19 protein-coding genes are annotated in these 19,969 nt (G+C 40.2%); 9 read left to right on the top strand and 10 right to left on the bottom strand.

The window, feature by feature from the left end:
* Positions 1 to 53 precede the first annotated feature (53 nt).
* On the bottom strand, positions 54 to 893 hold the full coding sequence (locus B5X77_RS18145; protein WP_079509341.1) for a formate/nitrite transporter family protein: 840 nt from the start codon (positions 891 to 893) through the stop codon (positions 54 to 56).
* A gap of 546 nt (positions 894 to 1,439) precedes the next feature.
* A complete protein-coding gene (locus B5X77_RS18150; RefSeq protein ID WP_079509342.1) occupies positions 1,440 to 3,359 on the bottom strand; it encodes an endonuclease MutS2 in 1,920 nt (639 codons plus the stop codon).
* A gap of 469 nt (positions 3,360 to 3,828) precedes the next feature.
* Here B5X77_RS18150 and B5X77_RS18155 point away from each other — a divergent pair, with 469 nt between their 5' ends.
* On the top strand, positions 3,829 to 4,512 hold the full coding sequence (locus B5X77_RS18155; protein ID WP_079510292.1) for a Crp/Fnr family transcriptional regulator: 684 nt from the start codon (positions 3,829 to 3,831) through the stop codon (positions 4,510 to 4,512).
* Positions 4,513 to 4,690: 178 nt separating this feature from the next.
* On the opposite strand, the gene B5X77_RS18160 is transcribed toward B5X77_RS18155, so the two are convergent.
* Entirely contained in the window at positions 4,691 to 5,371 is a 681-nt protein-coding gene (locus tag B5X77_RS18160; RefSeq protein WP_079509343.1) for an LrgB family protein, read from the bottom strand.
* The gene (locus B5X77_RS18165; protein ID WP_257391895.1) at positions 5,352 to 5,744 is read right to left on the bottom strand and encodes a CidA/LrgA family protein; all 393 of its coding nucleotides are present in this window, start codon (positions 5,742 to 5,744) and stop codon (positions 5,352 to 5,354) included. Before B5X77_RS18165 ends, B5X77_RS18160 begins: the two co-directional genes overlap by 20 nt.
* A 189-nt stretch (positions 5,745 to 5,933) precedes the next feature.
* On the opposite strand from B5X77_RS18165, the gene B5X77_RS18170 reads away from it, so the two are divergent.
* A complete protein-coding gene (locus tag B5X77_RS18170) occupies positions 5,934 to 6,533 on the top strand; it encodes an SCO family protein (protein ID WP_079509345.1) in 600 nt (199 codons plus the stop codon).
* Positions 6,534 to 6,652: 119 nt separating this feature from the next.
* Here B5X77_RS18170 and B5X77_RS23470 read toward each other — a convergent pair whose 3' ends face one another.
* Positions 6,653 to 6,790 carry a hypothetical protein gene (locus B5X77_RS23470; RefSeq protein WP_176167369.1) on the bottom strand — a complete coding sequence of 46 codons (138 nt, stop codon included), beginning with the start codon at positions 6,788 to 6,790 and terminating at the stop codon, positions 6,653 to 6,655.
* Positions 6,791 to 7,114: 324 nt separating this feature from the next.
* On the opposite strand from B5X77_RS23470, the gene B5X77_RS18175 reads away from it, so the two are divergent.
* Positions 7,115 to 8,734, top strand: coding sequence for an ABC-F family ATP-binding cassette domain-containing protein (locus B5X77_RS18175; protein ID WP_079509346.1), 1,620 nt, complete (start codon positions 7,115 to 7,117; stop codon positions 8,732 to 8,734).
* A gap of 49 nt (positions 8,735 to 8,783) precedes the next feature.
* On the opposite strand, the gene B5X77_RS18180 is transcribed toward B5X77_RS18175, so the two are convergent.
* Positions 8,784 to 8,918 carry a YuzL family protein gene (locus B5X77_RS18180; protein WP_079509347.1) on the bottom strand — a complete coding sequence of 45 codons (135 nt, stop codon included), beginning with the start codon at positions 8,916 to 8,918 and terminating at the stop codon, positions 8,784 to 8,786.
* A 95-nt stretch (positions 8,919 to 9,013) separates the two neighbouring features.
* Here B5X77_RS18180 and B5X77_RS18185 point away from each other — a divergent pair, with 95 nt between their 5' ends.
* The 3 genes from B5X77_RS18185 (at position 9,014) to modB (ending at position 10,879) form a co-directional block, all read left to right on the top strand.
* A complete protein-coding gene (locus tag B5X77_RS18185; protein ID WP_079509348.1) occupies positions 9,014 to 9,265 on the top strand; it encodes a YkuS family protein in 252 nt (83 codons plus the stop codon).
* Positions 9,266 to 9,442: 177 nt separating this feature from the next.
* Positions 9,443 to 10,216, top strand: coding sequence for a molybdate ABC transporter substrate-binding protein (gene modA, locus B5X77_RS18190; protein WP_257391854.1), 774 nt, complete (start codon positions 9,443 to 9,445; stop codon positions 10,214 to 10,216).
* A 6-nt stretch (positions 10,217 to 10,222) separates the two neighbouring features.
* Entirely contained in the window at positions 10,223 to 10,879 is a 657-nt protein-coding gene (gene modB, locus B5X77_RS18195) for a molybdate ABC transporter permease subunit (protein ID WP_079509349.1), read from the top strand.
* A 137-nt stretch (positions 10,880 to 11,016) separates the two neighbouring features.
* Here the strand turns inward: modB and B5X77_RS18200 are convergent, their stop codons facing one another.
* From B5X77_RS18200 to B5X77_RS18215, 4 genes are all read right to left on the bottom strand, one after another.
* The gene (locus B5X77_RS18200; protein WP_079509350.1) at positions 11,017 to 11,685 is read right to left on the bottom strand and encodes a DUF4352 domain-containing protein; all 669 of its coding nucleotides are present in this window, start codon (positions 11,683 to 11,685) and stop codon (positions 11,017 to 11,019) included.
* A 61-nt stretch (positions 11,686 to 11,746) separates the two neighbouring features.
* The gene (locus tag B5X77_RS18205; RefSeq protein ID WP_306807376.1) at positions 11,747 to 13,135 is read right to left on the bottom strand and encodes an alkaline phosphatase; all 1,389 of its coding nucleotides are present in this window, start codon (positions 13,133 to 13,135) and stop codon (positions 11,747 to 11,749) included.
* Between the two features lie 176 nt (positions 13,136 to 13,311).
* Positions 13,312 to 14,475: a D-alanyl-D-alanine carboxypeptidase family protein gene (locus tag B5X77_RS18210; protein WP_079509351.1), complete on the bottom strand. Its 1,164-nt coding sequence runs from the start codon at positions 14,473 to 14,475 to the stop codon at positions 13,312 to 13,314.
* 140 nt (positions 14,476 to 14,615) lie between these two features.
* Positions 14,616 to 15,809 carry a DHH family phosphoesterase gene (locus tag B5X77_RS18215; RefSeq protein ID WP_079509352.1) on the bottom strand — a complete coding sequence of 398 codons (1,194 nt, stop codon included), beginning with the start codon at positions 15,807 to 15,809 and terminating at the stop codon, positions 14,616 to 14,618.
* Positions 15,810 to 15,970: 161 nt separating this feature from the next.
* Between B5X77_RS18215 and B5X77_RS18220 the strand changes: the two genes are divergently transcribed.
* From B5X77_RS18220 to pflA, 3 genes are all read left to right on the top strand, one after another.
* Positions 15,971 to 16,420, top strand: coding sequence for a cupredoxin domain-containing protein (locus B5X77_RS18220; protein ID WP_079509353.1), 450 nt, complete (start codon positions 15,971 to 15,973; stop codon positions 16,418 to 16,420).
* Positions 16,421 to 16,895: 475 nt separating this feature from the next.
* Positions 16,896 to 19,121 (top strand): formate C-acetyltransferase, encoded by a 2,226-nt coding sequence (pflB, locus tag B5X77_RS18225; RefSeq protein ID WP_079509354.1) that lies wholly within the window; start codon positions 16,896 to 16,898, stop codon positions 19,119 to 19,121.
* Positions 19,122 to 19,196: 75 nt separating this feature from the next.
* Positions 19,197 to 19,937: a pyruvate formate-lyase-activating protein gene (gene pflA / locus B5X77_RS18230; RefSeq protein WP_079509355.1), complete on the top strand. Its 741-nt coding sequence runs from the start codon at positions 19,197 to 19,199 to the stop codon at positions 19,935 to 19,937.
* Positions 19,938 to 19,969 lie beyond the last annotated feature (32 nt).

Genomic DNA, 19,969 nt, shown 5'->3' on the forward strand with positions numbered 1-19,969 from the left:
TCAGGTACATAAATAGCAAAAATCCACGGAGCAGCCGCGGATTTTTGCTATTTTTATGAGTATTGCTTAAGTGTCCTTTGCCCATACATTGAACTGGTTTCCAATTGTTTTTGGTTTTTCACTTTCTTTTTGGCATCCAAATAAACATAAAGAGTTCCAACAAAAAATGCCCCTCCGATTATATTCCCAATTGTAACCGCCACAAGATTGTAAATGCCTCCTGAAATACTAATGGTTTCAGGGTGTTCAACAAGCAGTGCAATTGAAAAGAGAACCATGTTAGCAACACTATGCTCAAAGCCAGAAACAACGAAAGCAAACACAAGCAACATCGTTACACCAATCTTCGCCCCATCCCTTTTGATATTGAAGGGGACCCAAACCGCCAGACATACGAGCCAATTACAAAGTATTCCCCGAATAAATAATTGATAGGCTGGGGTATTCATTTTCATGCTTACTGTTTCCATCATATACTGAGTTTTTTCAGGAGCTCCAAAAATTCCCGATAACATGATGAACACACCAAATAAAATAGCACCTGCCATGTTCCCTGTATAACAAGCAATCCAATTTTCCAATGTATCCTTCCATGACGTAGCTTTTTTGAGTGAACCTATCGTCATCAACATGGTATTGCTAGTAAAAAGCTCGCCGCCGCCGTATAAAATGAGGACAAGAGCCAAACCAAAAAATATAGAACTTACGATTGGTGTAGCTGGTGAATGCACATCAAAAAAATACTCCCCGAGCCTATATGAAACCATGAGGCCGAAACCTACATATACCCCCGCAAGTGCTGCTCTCAACAAATACTTCAATTTTGATTCCCTTAAATAATCTTTCTTTTTCAAAGCATAGCTTATGGCAATCTCAATAGGCTGTGTGCTCAAGTTTAAGACCCCACTTCGTATGTGAAATAAATCACATTTTTTTATTGTTGGTTTAATCTTATACTTGATCAAACAGTTTGTTAATACCAAATCTGATGAACTGTTTATGACTAATTTTGAAGCGTTTCCAATATAGATATTAAGCGGTTTGTAATCATTTCATTGTCAATTTTATAAAAACTAATAGGGGGTTTCCCCTAGGTAACACGTCTAAAAAGCAAAATACTCCTCTGGGGGACTTCGGACAAAACTCATTGAAGAGATCCGCCACTTTTGCTAAACCTAGGCTGACTTTGGATAAACCCCCATTGGAGACGCCGTCTTTTTGTCTGAACCAGAGCTGACTTCGGGCAAACCTAAGAATGGATACCGTCAATTTGTCTGAACACAGCGTGTCTTTGGCTGAATCATAACCATATTACGTACCCGGAATTTAGCCCGAATTAAGATGTCGTCCCAGATTGATTTATTCCTTTTCTGATCAAATCTAATTCCTGGGCCTTTATCATAAAACTCTTTCCTAATCTTGAACGTCTTTAGAATCTATCATTCCTCGCGAACAATACTTTCTTCGATATGCTTTTTATCCATTTGATTCAATAGCTTCCGGTGCTCCTTCGTTTCAAATATAATATTGAAATCATAGTCTTCTGGGTAAAGTTCTGCCGCGGGAATATTTAGTTTTAGACGTTTATAATTCATTTCTATTTTGCCGTCCCTCAGCTGGACAATATAATTTCCACTATTGTCAGGTCCTTTGTAAACTACTCCAAGCTCTCCTGAACTTGTAACGTATACGCTATCTCCCATTTCGAAGTGGGTAACTGTTTTTTTGACAGCTGCCGGTTTTTTTCTTTTATGCTTATTTACAAGAATTTGCTTATCAAGTTTATTTAATTCTTTGGCATCCTCGAATAATTCAGTATAATTCTTCTCTGATTTGTATGTGATCATATGAGCGCGTTCTATTAATTTTGGATGGACTCCTAACTTAAGTGCAATGGCAAACGCCTGGCTTTCGCCGCCTCTTCCAATGCGCAGCCGATAGGTCGGCTTCAATGTCTCCAAATCGAATTCCATTGAGCCATTCATAAAATCTTCATGTGCATCTGCAAATTCCTTGATTTCGCTATAGTGTGTTGTGGCAAATATAGTTGCACCCTTATTGTTCAGGGTTTCCAGTATAGATGTTGCCAGCCCCATCCCTTCTCCCGGATCGGTACCTGAGCCCAACTCATCGAGCAGGATAAGAGACCTGTCATTTGCTTGTTCTAAAATATCAATGATGTTCACAATCCTCGAACTAAAGGTACTTAAATTTTGTTCAATGCTTTGCCCATCACCAATGTCCACAAGGACTTTATGGAAAATTCCTGATACACTTCCCTCACTAACTGGGAGGAGCAATCCGCTCTGTGACATTAAAACGAGTAATCCTGCCGTCTTAATAGATACAGTTTTTCCGCCAGTATTTGGACCAGTAATTACAAGTGCGTGGTAATCGGTCCCGATTTCTATAGTTAATGGAACTGCATTCGCGCCAAGAAGAGGAAGACGAGCCTCTTTGTAATCGATCATTTGCTCTTCCACAATCTTGACTTTCTTTGCATCTATTGATCGGCAATACTTTGCTTTGGAGAATAAAAAATCGTAATGAACCATCGTTTCTATTGCTAGTCGTATTTCTTTTTCTTTAGCTTCTGCGAGGCCAGTAAGGACAAATATGACTTTCTCCACTTCTGCCTGTTCCTCAAACAGGAGCCACTCCATCTGGTCCTGGAACGAGCCGATCTCTTCAGGTTCAATAAATAGAGTAGAACCTGATGCGGATGTATCGAGCAAAGATCCCTTAATCTTTCCTCGATATTCCTTTTTGACAGGTATTACATACCTTCCATTCCTCTGACTGACGACTGCTTCCTGCAAAAACGGCTTCATCTTGGCAGATTTCAGCAATTGGTTTAGTTTTTCTTTCAAGCGCTCCTCCTGGATCCCTATTTGTTTCCGAACTTTCAAGAGTTCTTTTGAAGCGTAATCATCAATTTGGCCATTGCGGATACATCGCTGTATTTCAGAAGCCAGTTCAGGCAGCTCCTCGATACTATAGACATATGCTGAAACTTTAGGAGCACAAAACTCTTTATCCTTCATAAACCGCTTAAGCTTGCTGCAGCTGTCAAGGAATGAATGCAGCTGTACCAACTGGTCTACTCGCAGTGGAATGCCCTTGTTAAAACCTTTCATAACCACTTCCATACCTTCAAGACCGTGAATCGGAACACTAGAGCTGATATTTAAAATCTGGTTTGCCTCTAAAATTTCCGCATGCCAGGAATTTATCTGTTTAACATTCGTTGATGGTGCCATTTCAAATGCTTTCTTACGTCCTGATTCTGTTAAAGCATAACCTGCCACGGTTTCCCTAATCCTGTTATAACCAAGAAGTGTAAAAGTTTGTTCGTTCATGGTATATTCCTCCTTAAAATAAAATAAGCCGCAATGGACAAGTCCAAAGCGGCTTAAATTGCTCACAGCTAGGCTGCGAGCACATTATTACGAAAAAAAGCTGTGTATTTGCACACAGCTTCTGCTCATAAATATCAAGCATGCTTCTATGTTCATTGTTCTTAACATCCAATCCAGGCCATAATTAAATAAACCTTCACAAAGGCTCTTTAAAAACTGGATTGACCGTATGAAATTAACGGTTAGTTAAGAACGACACCTAACATAAAACATACTCCTTATGCAAAAAAGATTTCAAAAATAGAATACGCCGTACCCTCCCTATTGTCAACCAAATTCAACCATTTTTTTGAAATAGGCTGTATTTGAATGTTCACATTTTCTCTATTGACCTGTTGTTTACATTTCATTTTAATTAGGTGTAACAACGGACGGAAAAGGTGGAGATTGCGTGGCCAGCCATGGGAACATGAATAATTTAACATATGAGTTGAGCGAACTAATCAAGGCATCCGAAAAAATCATTAAAATTAAAAAAGGGTCTTTTTTATTCCGGGAGGGCCATGAAGCTAAAGAGCTATATGTCATTCTTTCTGGCAAAGTACAGGTTTCCAAAATGAACGCAGAGGGCAAGGAATTGTACTTAAGGCTTTGCAAGAAAAATGATATTGTTGGTGAACTTACACTCTTTACCGTTGGGCCTCGGTATCTATTCAACGCAAAAGCGGTGGAAGATGGCGAAGCAGCTGTAATTAATATCGAAACCCTTGAAAGCATCTTATTCAACAATAGTCAGCTGGCATATCAGTTTCTACGATGGATGAACGATCATATCCGCAGGACCATCACAAAATTCCGGGATCTTGTTCTGCATGGCAAAAAAGGAGCTTTGTATTCCACTTTAATCCGCCTGAGCAACAGCTATGGCAGTAAAAAGGAAGATGGCATCCATATTGATGTGGCAATTACCAACCAGGATCTCGCTAATTATTGTGGTACAGCAAGGGAAAGTGTAAGCAGAATGCTAGGGGAATTGCGGGATGATGGCATTATTTCCATTGATAAGAAAAGAATAATCATTCATGACATTGTGTTCCTCAAAAAAGAAATCGCGTGTGAGAATTGTCCGGTTGAGTTTTGCAATATCGATTAATATTGAGAGAGTGATTACAGCTATCACAGGCAGTATTGATATGCGCATCGGTTACTTTAAGGGTTTTTTTAATAACCGGATTTAATGTATTTCAAGGGGCTATTCATCCATCAGTTTTAAGAAGATAATCGATATATAGAAAAGGAAGCTTTTGACTTAAAAGCTTCCTTTTATTTCTCTATAAAAATATCGGAATGATTAAAGGGAGGAGCAGTGACGTAATGACCGCCGCCATTCCCATTGCTGCCCCGGATACAGCTCCCTGAAGCTCCCCTTCCCTGGCAGCTTCAGCAGTACCGATTCCATGTGCAATTGTGCCGATTGCCAGGCCTCTTGAAAAAGGGTCATCAATTTTCATGATGTTCATAAGCCACGGGCCGAGCATGGCTCCTGTCATCCCAGTAATCATCACGAAGGCGGCCACAAGAATCGGATCTGCTTCTATAATCCTGGCAACCTCCGAAGCTACAGGTATGGTGATTGATTTTATTGTCAAAGAAACTAAAACTATGTTAGTCAATTTTAGCAAATATCCCATCAATACTGCTGAGGCAATAGTTGATGCAGTACCAGCTAATAGCCCTGCCAACGCAGGCAGCAGGTTTGCGCCAATCACTTTTCTTTGTTTGTATAAAGGGACTGCGAGAGCTACAGTAGCTGGACCGAGGAAGAACGTCATAATCCTGCTTCCTGCTTCATACTCCTTGTAAGGTATATTCAGTACCAGCAAAATGGATATGACCATCACCGTGCTTAAGAATACCGGTGATGTAAGCGGCGATTGATATTTGCCTGCAGTTTTCCTGGAGAATATGTATGCCAATAGGGTGATGAGAATACTAAAAATCGTGATCTGCATTTACTGATTCCTTCCTCCTCCTGTCTCTTACAATAAGATGTGAAGTTCCTCCAGCTATTGCCATTCCGATTAGGGCACTGCATAGCAATATCACTGCAAGCTGTATGCCATTTTCGGCAATCAGTCCTCCAAGCGTCATTAAACCTACTGAGATTGAAATAAAAAAGAATGATAAATGCGTGACTAGAAAGTTAGCTGCTCCCTCGATCCATTCAAGCTTCACAATCTTGAGCCATAACAACAGGAAAAGAAGGATCATCCCTAATACATTGCCCGGAATGAGCAGGTCAAAAATTTCAACAATATAAGAGCCTGCCTTATTTATCACTATAAGGCCGCCAATCTGCAATATGTATAGAACCAAACTGTTCACTTTCAAGGTCATAGCCCCTTTTTATGCCTGTTATATCCAAATCATTTTTTACTATCATTATAGATTTGGATGATTTTTTTGCAAGAAAATTCGCTTAATAGCTTCACCAAAAAGATTAACATAGTTCACACAATGTCCATATGATTTTCCCCGAGATTCTTATATCTTATAAAGGGGGAGGCTTGCGCTATGAAAAAAATCTATCTTATTAGCTCACTTATTGTATTAATTGGTATTGCATCGGGAATCTCATACTTTTTGGTTAGGGATGCGAATGCACAAATTCCTGAAGACATTACTTTACTGACCATGGACGAAGAAAAATATACCTTCGGAGAAGATAAGGATACCATCAAATTAGTGGAATTTATTTATACACATTGCCCGGATATCTGTCCGACCACAACCCAGGAAATGAATCTTCTGCGCAAAGACTTAGTGAAAGAGGACGTATTCGGAAAGAAAGTCCAATTTTTAACGATTACAATTGACCCCTACCGGGACAGCCCTGCTGTATTGAGAAGTTATATGGAGAATTTCGGTCTTGAAAATGACGGTAATTGGATTTTCCTCACTGGTGATCCAGCCAAAAATTTGGAAGAACAACAAAAAATCAAGAAGGTTGCCGATACTTTCAAATTCCAATACCGAGACCCAGGAAATGGCTTTTTTGTCCACAGCACCTTTACTTACCTGATTGATGAAAACAATAAATTTATAAAAAAATTCCCTATGGGCCAGGATTTTAATAAGGATGAAGTCTTCAAAGCAATCATGGATGAACTATAGAAAAACAAAAAAAGCGGTGGCTGCACCGCTTTTTTTATTTCAATAAACATACTGGCCAGACTTTCTCTTTGTAACTGTTTGAAATAGCTAGATGCAGGTGGAAAAAGTCTGTCTGCCTCTTAATGCGAATTTACAGTGGTGGGATGTTTCTTTGTCTCTTGCAGGGAGAAAAATTCTGATTTTGGCTTAGTGAAGCTGACTTTTATCCCTGATTCCTTAAGGCGGTTAACAAAATCAACCAGCTGCTTTTTAGCCATTTCAAAAACTCCTTTTTATCCAACTTTGTCTATTATTATTCTACATGAAAAATATGAAAAATGTGTGAAAATGAGCAAAAAAATTGACATTAAAACATAAAAAAAATCATTAATTTCCCAATAGACTTCTTATAATAATTATGTTAACGGCAAGACATTGTCCCATCTATTTTCTACTCCTGCTATTCCCATTTTACATCCAGTGAAAACACCAATTCCAAAAAAATGTAGTCTTCCAACCCTTTTACCTATAAAAGAATTCGCTCACAGGGTCTAAACATGTTATAATCTGTGGGATATAAATTATTGGAGGCTACTAAATAAATGATTACAGTTCAAAATGTCGGCTTGAGATATGGTGACCGCAAGCTTTTTGAAGATGTTAATATTAAATTCACCCCTGGAAATTGTTACGGGCTGATTGGCGCCAATGGAGCTGGCAAGTCCACTTTCCTTAAAATATTGTCAGGTGAGATCGAAGCTCAGACAGGAAATGTTTCCCTGACCCCTGGTGAACGTATGGCAGTACTAAAACAAAATCATTTTGAATATGAAGATGTTGAAGTATTGAAAGTCGTCATAATGGGACATGCGCGTTTGTATGAAGTCATGCAGGAAAAAGATGCAATTTACATGAAAGAAGATTTTACTGATGAAGACGGCATGAAAGCCGCGGAACTCGAAGGAGAGTTCGCTGAATTGAATGGTTGGGAAGCGGAGTCTGAAGCTGCCATCCTTCTTAAAGGTCTTGGAATTGGTGAAGAACTTCATACTAAGAAAATGGCCGATATTGGCGGCGGCGAAAAGGTAAAGGTCCTCCTTGCCCAGGCACTATTCGGCAAACCGGATGTTCTCCTCCTTGACGAACCTACCAACCACCTTGACATCGCTGCGATTCAATGGCTGGAGGAATTCCTCATCAATTTCGAGAACACTGTAATCGTCGTTTCCCACGACCGTCACTTCTTGAATAAAGTTTGTACGCATATTGCGGACCTGGACTTCGGCAAAATTCAACTATATGTAGGGAACTACGATTTCTGGTATGAATCCAGCCAGCTCGCATTGAAAATGCAGCAGGATACAAACAAAAAGAAAGAAGAGAAAATCAAAGAATTGCAGGCGTTCATTGCTAGATTCAGCGCAAACGCTTCTAAGTCAAAGCAAGCAACTTCACGTAAAAAACTGCTGGATAAAATCTCCCTTGATGATATCAGACCATCTTCTCGTAAATATCCATATGTCGGATTCACTCCTGACCGTGAAATCGGCAATGACTTACTAAGGGTAGATGGGATAACTAAGACAGTTGATGGTGTTAAGGTGCTGGATAACATCAGCTTCATTATGAACAAAGACGACAAAATTGCTTTAGTTGGGAAAAACGAAATCGCCATCTCCACCCTGTTCAAAATCCTGACCGGAGAAATGGAACCTGACAGTGGTACGTTTAAATGGGGAGTGACCACATCCCAGGCTTATTTTCCAAAAGACAATTCCGAGTACTTTGAAGGATGCGACCTGACACTGGTTGACTGGCTGCGCCAGTTCTCACCAAAGGATGACAGCGAGAGCTTCTTACGTGGATTCCTGGGACGTATGCTCTTTTCAGGAGAAGAAGTATTGAAGAAAGCCAGCGTTCTTTCAGGAGGCGAAAAAGTACGCTGCATGCTTTCCAAAATGATGCTTTCTGGTGCGAACGTACTTCTGCTTGATGAACCAACGAACCACTTGGACCTAGAATCCATTACTGCTTTGAACAACGGAATGATTAACTTTAAGGGTTCGATGATCTTTTCGTCCCATGACCATCAGTTTGTTCAGACCGTTGCGAACAGAATCATGGAAATCACGCCTACCGGCTTAGTCGATAAACAGATGACTTATGACGAGTATCTTGAAAACGAAGAACTGCAGAAGCAAATAGCTGGGATGTATGTATAATCTCCAAAAACCCTCGGAATGGCCTCCGGGGGTTTTTGCTTTCGAATAATCAGCTTCTTTTCTGTTTCCTTCTTGAGGAATCTGCTGCTTTGCTTCCTGTTTCACTTGCCGTAGTTCCCTGGCCTTCCACCTGGCTTGAATTCAATCCAATCGTTGAGGGATCTTTTTTCCGCTTATTTGACATACCTGCACCTCCTTTGCCTCTATTTATTATTGTGAAGCTCAGAGAATAATTTATTCTTTCCGAGGACAAGTTAAATGGGTGAGGAGGTGTGAAGGATGGCTAGAGTAGGTGTAGAACAATCTTTATCTAATATCTCTGAGGCATTGCGTGAAAAAGGTTATGACGTTGTAGAACTTCGCCAGGAGTCAGATGCACAGGGCTGTGATTTTTGCGTCATCAGCGGCATCGATTCAAATGTCATGGGTATGCAGGATGTCGTTACCCAGGGTTCTGTCATAGAAGCAAACGGTCTTTCAGCTGAGGATGTTCTCAGGCAGATTGATCAAAAGTCAGGACAAATCCAATAAGAATTACCTAAACTGCCGATTGGCAGTTTTTCTTTTCCCCCTTGTCTTTCACTATCCCCAATTAATGATATTTTCACTAACTTGTGATATTTTCTTTATATAGCTTTGCTCTAATTTCGATATAATCAGTTATATCCATTGTTAATGATTAAAAGCTTTTTAAGGGGATGTCCTTGTTTGAGAAAATTACATATTTTCCTCTTCGCAGTTTTGTTTACCTTTATTACTGGATGCGGGACCAATAGCCATTCAAAAGAAAAAGAACTTACCGTATCTGCAGCTTCAAGCCTCCAGGAAGCATTAAAAGAAACGGGAGATATGTTCATGAAACAGAATCCCGATATAAAAATTGTATTCAATTTTGGCGGTTCCGGCTCCCTGCAGCAGCAAATCTCCCATGGAGCACCGGTGGATTTATTTGTGTCCGCAGCTGAGGATCAATTCAATATTTTAATGTCGAAACAACTTATTGACCAAAAAAATCATGTGAAACTACTAAAAAACGAATTAGTTTTGATTACTAAAAATAATAACCAAACCATTCGTTCTTTAAAATCACTAACAGATCAAGAGGTTTCCAGAATTGCTATCGGGACGCCGGAAACTGTTCCTGCTGGCATGTACGCAAAGCAAGCTCTGACTTCTTTACATATCTGGAATGATATCGAACAAAAAATCATTCCGACAAAGGACGTCCGCCAGGTGCTATCCTATGTAGAATCAGGAAATGTAGAAGCTGGCATCGTTTATAAAACTGATGCCATGATTTCTGATAAAGTAAAGGTTATACCTTTTCAGAATGAAGCCTTACATGATCCAATCATTTACCCTGCAGGTGTCATTGCGGGAACTAATCATCAGGAAGAAGCAATCAAGTTCCTCAACTTCCTGAAAGGAAAAGAAGCAATGAAAATTCTTAAAAAATATGGCTTTAATGCAGCATTGGAATGATTATTAATGAGCAGTGATTTTTGGACTCCGATCAAACTGTCAGTTGAGATTGCATCCATGTCCATGGTGTTTGTTTTTATATTCGGTCTTTTTTCTGCGAAATTCATGGCAAAAAGACGTTTCTTTGGAAAAACAGCAGTAGAAACACTCTTGACCCTTCCTTTAGTTCTCCCCCCAACTGTTGTTGGTTTTATATTAATCATTATTTTTGGCATAAATAGCCCGATAGGAAGAATGGTTGAAAATTTATTTGGCAGTACCATTATGTTTACCTGGTGGGCAGCCGTAATCGCAGCATCAGTTGTGGCCTTCCCTTTAATGTATCAGTCTGCTAAAACAGGTTTCCTTCAAGTAGATCCTGGAGCAGAAGAAGCAGCAAGAGTAGATGGAGCAAATGAAATTAAAGTGTTTTGGCATGTAACATTGCCCCTATCATCAAGAACACTTGTTACAGGGTTGATTCTCAGCTTTGCAAGGGCTCTTGGCGAATTTGGAGCAACACTTATGTTTGCCGGCAATCTGCCCGGAAGAACTCAGACTGCCCCAACAGCGATCTATATGGCCATTGAGTCCGGAGATATGGCATCTGCCTGGCTCTGGGTTATAGCCATGATTGGGATATCTTTTCTCATGTTGCTTTCAACTTCATTATTAAAAGAATAAGAATGACTGACCTAATTGCCGCTCTCTGTCATTTTAGAAATTTTTCTTTTCAGTCGATTTTTTGTCTTATATAACAAGGGGAAGCCAATTTTATTGGCTTCCCCTTGTCATTACATTTAAATCATTGCATCAAGTTTCTATCTTTTTACATCACTTACTCCAGATACTAAAATCTTCACCGGATTCCCGACTTTCTTTTTTTCATCATCAACCAAATCCCCAGACAATATTTCTACTTTATCAAGGGATTCGATATCTTCAATGATAAAACCAAGATTTCCTCGCTTCTTTTGTCCCGCTACTATCTCACCATTAAGTTCTTCAAGATAAAAATCATCTTCCCATGTTTTACGGATTGTATCATTGATATTTAACATTGCTACTGGCCCAAAGTGCAAATTTTCCTTTGAAGTATTCTTAACTTCAACGCCAATTTTTACAAAATCAAATTCTTCGTCATGTGTATAAGCATGGAAGAAATCAATGAGGCCGTACGCAGGAACAAAGTGCAGTAATTTAACATCCTTTACTGTATATTCAATTTCGTTCAGGTTAAAGGTCTTATTAACTTCTTTAACTTGCTTAAGAGTTAATTCTCCTTTCTCGTCAGTTAAAGAATCCCCTGCTTTCTTCAGATTCACGTCCTCTGTTACTTGCGGATTCGGAACATATACATCTGTATTCTTCTTTTTTAGTTTCTCAGCAAGGGTTGCAGTTGGCGCACTCTCCTTTTTTGTCTCGGCTTCGGCAAAAGAACAGGCTGAAAGCATTGAAACAGCCAGCACCAAAAGTAAATATTTTTTCATCTTGATAACCCCTTTTCAGAAAACTTCCCGCAGATCCAAGTTTTCTGCGGGAGTGATGGATTTATTTTTTTCTCTTGCCGTTTGCCAGGATATCAAAAATGTTTTTAGCATTGTCAGTGTTGTCGATTTGTCCAAAGAAACGTTCTTTTCCAGGACCGAACGCATACACAGGTACGTCTTCTCCAGTGTGTCCGCCTGTGGTCCAGCCGGTATGTGAACGCTTATCAAAGATCTTTTCTATAGCGTTGTCAATGTCCACAATTTTTTTTGTTGCAACTGTCTTTACAGATTCAATTTCTTCAGAAGTCAGCTCTGGTTCGCCCACTGATGCAAAGTCAATATATTTCTTTAAAGTTTCTTCTACACCTGCACCGTTAGCAATTTCTGCAGCCATGAAATCCGGTGTGCGTTTTGCTGCCTTGATTGGGGCTCCGAACCAGTTGTAGATTCCGTCAGCACCGATAGAATATCCGCCAGTTGAGTGGTCAGCAGTCGCTACAACTAGTGTGTGCTTGTCCTTTTTCGCGAATTCGATTGCCGCTTTGTATGCTTTCTCGAAGTCTTCCATTTCACTCATTGCAGCTACAATATCGTTGTCATGACCTGCCCAGTCTACCTGGCTACCTTCTACCATCAGGAAGAATCCATCTTGATCCTTGTTTAGACGTTCTATTGCTGATTTTGTCATGTCTTCAAGAGAAGGCGTTTCTTCTTTGCGGTCGATCATTTTGTTCATACCGCCTTTTGCAAAAAGACCAAGGACTTGTTTATTAGTGTCTTTCAGCAACTCTTCTTTGTTTGTAACATAACTAAAACCGTCTTTTTTGAATTCTTCTGTCAGGTTCCTGTCTGGACGTACAAAGTTGCTTACCCCGCCGCCAAGCATTACATCAATTTTATGTTTGCCATTCACCATTTCATCATAATAATCATCAGCTATGGCATTCATATTCTTACGATTTTCATCGTGTGAACCAAAAGATGCTGGAGTTGCATGTGTGATTTCCGAAGTGGCTACTAGACCCGTTGCTTTTCCGGTTTCCTTGGCAGCTTCCAGAACTGTCTTCACTTCAGAACCATCATTATCAACTGCGATTGCCGCATTATAAGTTTTGATTCCTGCAGACATTGCTGTTGCTGCTGAAGCAGAGTCAGTTACATTTTGCTTAGGATCTTCAGGATAAGTCATCTGTGTTCCAACAAGGTATTTATCAAATTCCGTCCTCTCAGCCATTGCTGTTTCTGGGTTGTCCTTCAAGTAACGGTATGCTGATGTATAAGAAACCCCCATTCCGTCACCAATTAAGAAAATCACATTTTTAATTTCTGCACGGTTATCTGCTTGTTCATTTTTCGCTTCTGCATTGAATGTACCCATCAAGCTGCCGAACGCTACAGTTGACAGGACAGCGATCGGAAGAATCTTCTTTTTAAAATTAGTTTTAATCACTACAAGACCTCCAGACAAGTTATTTACTACGCTTCCTACTATAATGCCAATCTATTAATCTTTTATTAACATAGTGTAAAAATACTTTAATTCATTGTAAAACCTGTTTACAATCCAATCTTTCACTACCAAGACAGAAAACACCAGAATAAGAGCAGCAAAAAAAGCAGGCGATCTCACCTGCTTCTAAATCTCCTGTGCTTTTTTTGTTTCCTGTTCAGCACCCACATAGCAGAAGCCATAATTAGCAGACCGAAGCCAAATAGGGCGTTAAGAGATAAAATCCCGCTTTGCTCAGGTTTTTCTGAAGTTTTCTTCACTTCGGGTTTCTTTTCGATTAGCGGTTTTAGTTCAACAGTTTGAATGGTTTTGCCGCTGCCATTCTCCACTCTTAATGTTCCGCCTTCATCAATCACTCTTTTACTTTGTTGTATCGGCTCAGTCATATACAAGTCTTCGCCAGCCTTATATTTCAACTTACCGCTTTTGAATTGCTCACCTTTTCTGACCTGAACAGACTTGAAATTCGCAAACCCAAATTCAAAAAGTTTTTTTGTATCCTCATAAATTTCCCGCTTGAATTCTGATTTCAGCAAAATGGCAGTCAATTTAATCTTGCCATTTTCTGCTGTTGTGGCGAGTGTTTGTTTTGATTGATCCACAAAACCGGTTTTCCCGCCTGTTACTGCTTCATAAGGGATTTCTCCCTTAAGCATGCGGTGATGGGAATGGATAGTGGTATCCCAGGATTCCCCATCCCACTCCATTTCCTTAGTTCCAAATATCTCGCGGAACTCTGGATTCTTCATCGCATAGTTTAATATCAAGCCCATGTCTTTTGCTGTCGTATAATGATTGTCATCGTACAGACCATGGGGATTTACAAAATGAGTATCCTTGACCCCGATACGGGACTCCAGGAAGTCGTTGATGCTTTTTGTGTACTTGTCCTTGGATCCATCCAGGTGGATCGCTATAGCAAGTGCGGCATCATTTCCAGAATTAATCAACATGCCCTGGATGAGCTTCCTTAATGTCACCTGTTCACCTGGATTGAGGTAAACTCTTGTACCATCGATTTTCTCAATTTCATCGGTTACAGTTACTTGGTCATCCATATTCGCTGTTTCCATTGCATAAATGGCTGTTGCAATCTTTGTCAGGCTGGCAGGATACATTTTCGCTTCTTCATTCTTACCATATAGCACAGCACCAGACTGCATGTCCATCAAAATGGCAGCTTCCGTCGTCAAAACGGGTTCCTCTGGATTTTCTGCCTTCACCAATTCTGATGAAGAAAATATTGAAATAAACAATAACAGGGCCAAAACTCTTTTCATTAAACCACATCCAGTGTCCTTATCTCTCCATTCATTTTATCAGAATGGTGTCGAAATTTGTTTTGTGTTACTATATTTTAATCTAACTGGAATAATCAGAAAAGCTTGTAAAGAAAAAACACAATTTGGCCTGGCTATGCTTATTCCTGGCCATTAAAAACAATATTTTCAAGATAACGTATATAAACATCATCTTTTGCAAGAGCAGCTCCATGTTTTCTTTTTAGGAAACGTTCAGCTTCTTCAAATTTTTCAAATGGTCCCTGCCGTTCATTACTTTCCTCCTTGATAAAATACCTGCTGCCATCCGTGTATATCAGGAACATATCCCGCTCCCGGTTCTCATAAATGCACCCATTTTTGGATTCTTTAAGGTTATAACTATTTTTAAAAGCATCCGGTTTGACCGGCTCCAGCGGGAAAACTTCTTCAACATATCGTTTATATGCTTCACCGTTGATCGTGCAGCCTGATGCTTTAGCATGGCCGCCTCCTCCAAATTTCCCTGCTATTGCTGATACATCAGTATGATCATGTATAGTTCTGAAACTGATTTTCTTCCCGCCTAAATTCAGAATCGCAATATAATCCAGATGCGGATTCTCCTTCCCTAGTTCGTTTCCCAATTCCGAATGATAGGATTCTGCATGAACAACTCCGCCATAAATGCCCTCATGCTCGATTTGAATAATTTCTCTTTTTTTCCGCCTAATATAGCGCTCAATCTTACCGTCTTCCATTTCCAAAAGTTTTCGTTCGAATTCATCAAAATCAAATTCTGTATCTGTCTGGAGCCGGGCAATCATTCTATCTTCAAATTCTTCAATCGATAACATGAAAAATAAATCATTCAGGTTTTTCGCCTTGAAATTCTGGTGAATATCCCATTCCCATGTATCATACTGGCGGACTAGCTCAACAAATTCTTCAAGTGCTCGATTTCCAGCCAAATGTCCATTGCTTTTCAAATATTCATACACTAGTGAAGCTGCACTGGTAAGTGTACCTGATTCATCTTCTACTTTTACATCTCCCCAGCTATAGTTATTGAAATGCAGAGCTGTTTTATGGTGGTCAATCAGCTTTGCCGTCCCCCCTTCACCGACAAAAAGGTTGATTTTTTCAGTTACTTCATGATTGACGGAAAGATCCGTTATGTAAAGGTGGTCCTCTTTCTTCATACGCTCGTTCATTCTCTCAAAATATTTCTCCACCTGAAAGTTCAATCCAGATACAGAATTATAACGAATATCTGCTTTTTCACCGAATGTAAGCCTGAACAGAATCCCGCACGTTACGCCATCCAAATCGTTATGTGTAAATAAACGGTACATAATTTCCTCCTTCGCTTTTGCAAAGCTGTTTTCTCTTCAAGAGCCTAATTAATAGTCTGTTGTTGGCCAGATAATCTATACAAAAGAAAATCGCAAAAATTAGACAAGTTCAACAAGGGGACGAGCATAGATATTTAGAGAGGATCAAAGGAGGTGAAAACATGCATTTCTTTGTATTTAAAAAAAGGACAATATATTTCTTTGGACTAATTGTCTTCCTTGCCATCATTGGTTCCATTTGGGTTAATTTAAAACCTGATGCAACTCCAGCCATTGGCGGACAGACTGGACAAATCCGGGAAATTCACATGGTGACTGGAGAATTTAAATCAACCACAGATGACGGCAAGGAAATAGAAGCATATCGCTGGGATCCAGGGACCATCTTTCTGGAAAAAGGGGAAAAGGTACGCTTAAAAATTCGTGGAATTAACGGTAAGGAACATCCTTTCATCATAGAAGGAACAGATATTAAAGGCGTTATTAAAAAAGGAGAAGAAACCGTTGTGCCTTTGCAGTTTGATAAAGAAGGAACCTATAGGCTGATTTGCCTAACCCACCCATCAGCGGAACAAAACGGGCCGATGATCGCCTATATTGTGGTGGATTAATTTCCAAGGAAGAACAAGAACAGGACTGTAATCCTGTTCTTTTCTCATTTATGGATCTTAATAAGTATATATATAATCCATCACGAGGTATCAATGGCTATTTCATTGAAACTTGGTGACTAGAATGATCGTTGTTCAGGTTGTTATCTCGCTTGGAGATCAGAATAGATTTTTATGAAAGTATTCCAAAGTTAGATACAAATTTGACACAAAACATACAAATCACTATACGCACGGTGGAAACAATTACTGATAGGATTAAATACATAAAGATATTTATATATAACAGGACAAACAATATTCCCGCTAATTATAGTACAGTTTTAAATTAGCAAAAAACAAAAACGCAATTACCAAATGGTATTACTAGATTGTTCATATTTTCACAAATATGTCACACTCATTCTGTTATATTCGTAGTATGATGAAAATGTAGTAACTGTTATATAAACATCCACTTTAGAGGTGAACTTAAATGGAACAATGGAAAGGCTTTAAAAATGGAGCTTGGCAAGGAGAAATTAATGTTCGTGATTTCATACTGAAGAACTTCTCTGAATATACAGGGGACGCAAGCTTTCTTGAAGGTGCCACGCAGGAAACACTCCAATTATGGCAGCAAGTAATGGAATTGACGAAACAGGAGCGTGAAAGCGGCGGTGTTCTGGATATGGATACCGAAGTGGTTTCTACGATTACATCTCACGGACCTGGCTATCTTGACCAGAACAAAGAAAAAGTAGTAGGCTTCCAGACCGATAAGCCCTTCAAACGATCAATGCAGCCTTTTGGCGGTATTCGTATGGCTAAGGCAGCATGCGAGGCTTATGGTTATGAATTGGATAAAGAGGTAGAAAAAATCTTTACTGATTTCCGCAAAACACATAACCAGGGCGTATTCGATGTCTATACAAAAGAAATGCTGCAGGCCCGTAAAGCTGGTATCATCACAGGCTTGCCTGATGCATACGGCCGCGGCCGCATAATTGGCGACTATCGCAGGGTTGCGCTGTATGGTGTTGACTTCCTGATGGAACAAAAAAAGAAAGACCACGGAATGACCAGCAGTGTCATGACTGAGGATACGATGCGCTTAAGGGAAGAAATTTCTGAGCAATATCGTTCATTGAATGAATTAAAGCAGCTTGCTCAAAGCTATGGCTATGATATTTCCAAGCCAGCTACCAATGCTGTTGAAGCCTTCCAATGGGTCTACTTCGCATACCTTGCTGCAATTAAAGAGCAGAATGGCGCAGCGATGAGCCTTGGCCGTGTTGCGACTTTCCTGGATATCTATATTGAACGAGATCTGCAAAATGGCACAATTACTGAAAAAGAAGCACAGGAGCTAGTTGACCACTTTGTCATGAAGCTGCGTCTTGTAAAGTTCGCACGCACACCTGATTATAACGAATTATTCAGCGGTGACCCTACCTGGGTAACAGAATCAATCGGCGGTATGGCTAATAACGGACAGTCTCTTGTAACAAAGAACTCTTTCCGTTTCCTTCACACTCTCGATAACCTTGGTCCTGCACCGGAGCCTAACCTTACTGTGTTATGGTCCCCTTCCCTGCCAGAGCACTTCAAGAAATATTGTGCTGAAATGTCTATAAAGACCAGCTCGATCCAATACGAAAACGACGATTTGATGCGTTGTGAATATGGTGATGACTACGGGATTGCCTGCTGCGTATCTGCAATGGAGATCGGAAAACAGATGCAATTCTTCGGTGCGCGTGCCAATCTTGCAAAAGCTTTGCTCTATGCAATCAATGGCGGTGTCGATGAGAAACTAAAGATTCAAGTCGCTCCAGCTTTAAGCCCGATCACTTCCGATGTCCTTGACTATAAGGAAGTAATGGCCAAATTCGATAATGTAATGGAATGGCTTGCTGGCCTTTACATCAATACGCTCAATGTCATCCATTACATGCATGATAAATACAGCTACGAAAGAATCGAAATGGCGCTTCACGATACAGAAGTCCTTCGTACAATGGCAACGGGGATTGCAGGGTTGAGTGTGGTGGCTGATTCATTAAGCGCCATCAAGTATGCCAAAGTCAAGGTCATCCGTGACGAAAATGGCATCGCTGTCGATTTTGAAACAGAGGGTGACTTCCCTAAATACGGCAACAATGATGACCGTGTTGACAGCATTGCTGTTGAACTTGTTAAAAACTTCATGACAAAGCTGCGAAAGCACCCGACATATCGTAATTCTGTCCATACTATGTCAATTTTAACAATCACTTCAAACGTGGTTTATGGTAAAAAGACAGGTAATACACCGGATGGAAGACGTGCTGGTGAACCATTCGCGCCAGGTGCTAACCCAATGCACGGCCGTGATACTAAAGGGACACTCGCTTCACTGTCTTCTGTTGCAAAACTGCCATACAGCTATGCTTTAGACGGAATTTCAAATACCTTCTCCATCGTGCCAAAAGCACTTGGCAAAGATGAAGAAAGCAGAACAAACAACCTTGTATCCATCCTTGATGGATATGCAATCAAGGATGGACATCACTTGAACGTTAACGTATTCAACCGGGAGACTCTATTAAACGCAATGGAACATCCTGAAGAGTATCCTCAGTTGACAATCCGTGTTTCTGGTTACGCCGTGAATTTCATCAAGCTGACACGCGAACAGCAGCTGGATGTTATCAATCGTACTTTCCATGAAACAATGTAAAAAAATATTTTGAACTGAACAGGAGTTGCCTTTCCCACTGCGGGAACTCCTGTTTTACTGAAAGGGGAATTCATCATGATCGGAAACATTCATTCTATTGAGACTTTTGGAACCGTAGACGGACCTGGTATCCGCTATGTCATCTTCACACAGGGCTGCCTGCTTCGCTGCCAATTTTGCCATAATGCAGATACTTGGGAGATTGGCAAAGGCAAACAGATGTCTGTTTCCGAAATCATTGATGATTTGAAATCTTATCTGCCATTCATTGAAGCCTCCGGCGGCGGAATCACTGTCAGCGGCGGCGAACCACTATTACAAATCCCTTTTATTACTGAACTTTTCAAAGAGTGCAAGAAGCTAGGAGTACACACTGCCATTGATTCATCAGGCGGCTGTTACTCAAGCGCCCCTCTTTTCCAACAACAGCTTGCTGAACTCTTAAAGTATACTGATTTGATTCTACTGGACTTAAAACATATTAACAGAAAAAAACATATCCAACTGACAGGCATGGCAAATGAACATATCCTTGATTTCGCACGCCACCTATCAAAGCATAATGTACCCGTATGGATTCGGCACGTACTGGTTCCAGGAGTTACGAATAATGTTGAGGATCTCACCGAGTTAGGAGAATTCATAGGCACCTTGGACAACATACTGAAATTAGAGGTATTACCCTATCACAAACTTGGGGTTTATAAATGGGAGGCCCTGGGTCTTGAATACCCTCTAAAAGAAGTGGAGCCTCCTTCGGAAGAAGAAGTTGAGAGAGCATACAAACTCTTAACTGCCAAAACAATATTAAATTAACAGCAGGAAACCTACCTGCTGTTTTTTTCTGC

This window comes from Mesobacillus jeotgali (assembly GCF_900166585.1).
Taxonomy (GTDB): domain Bacteria; phylum Bacillota; class Bacilli; order Bacillales; family Cytobacillaceae; genus Mesobacillus; species Mesobacillus jeotgali_A.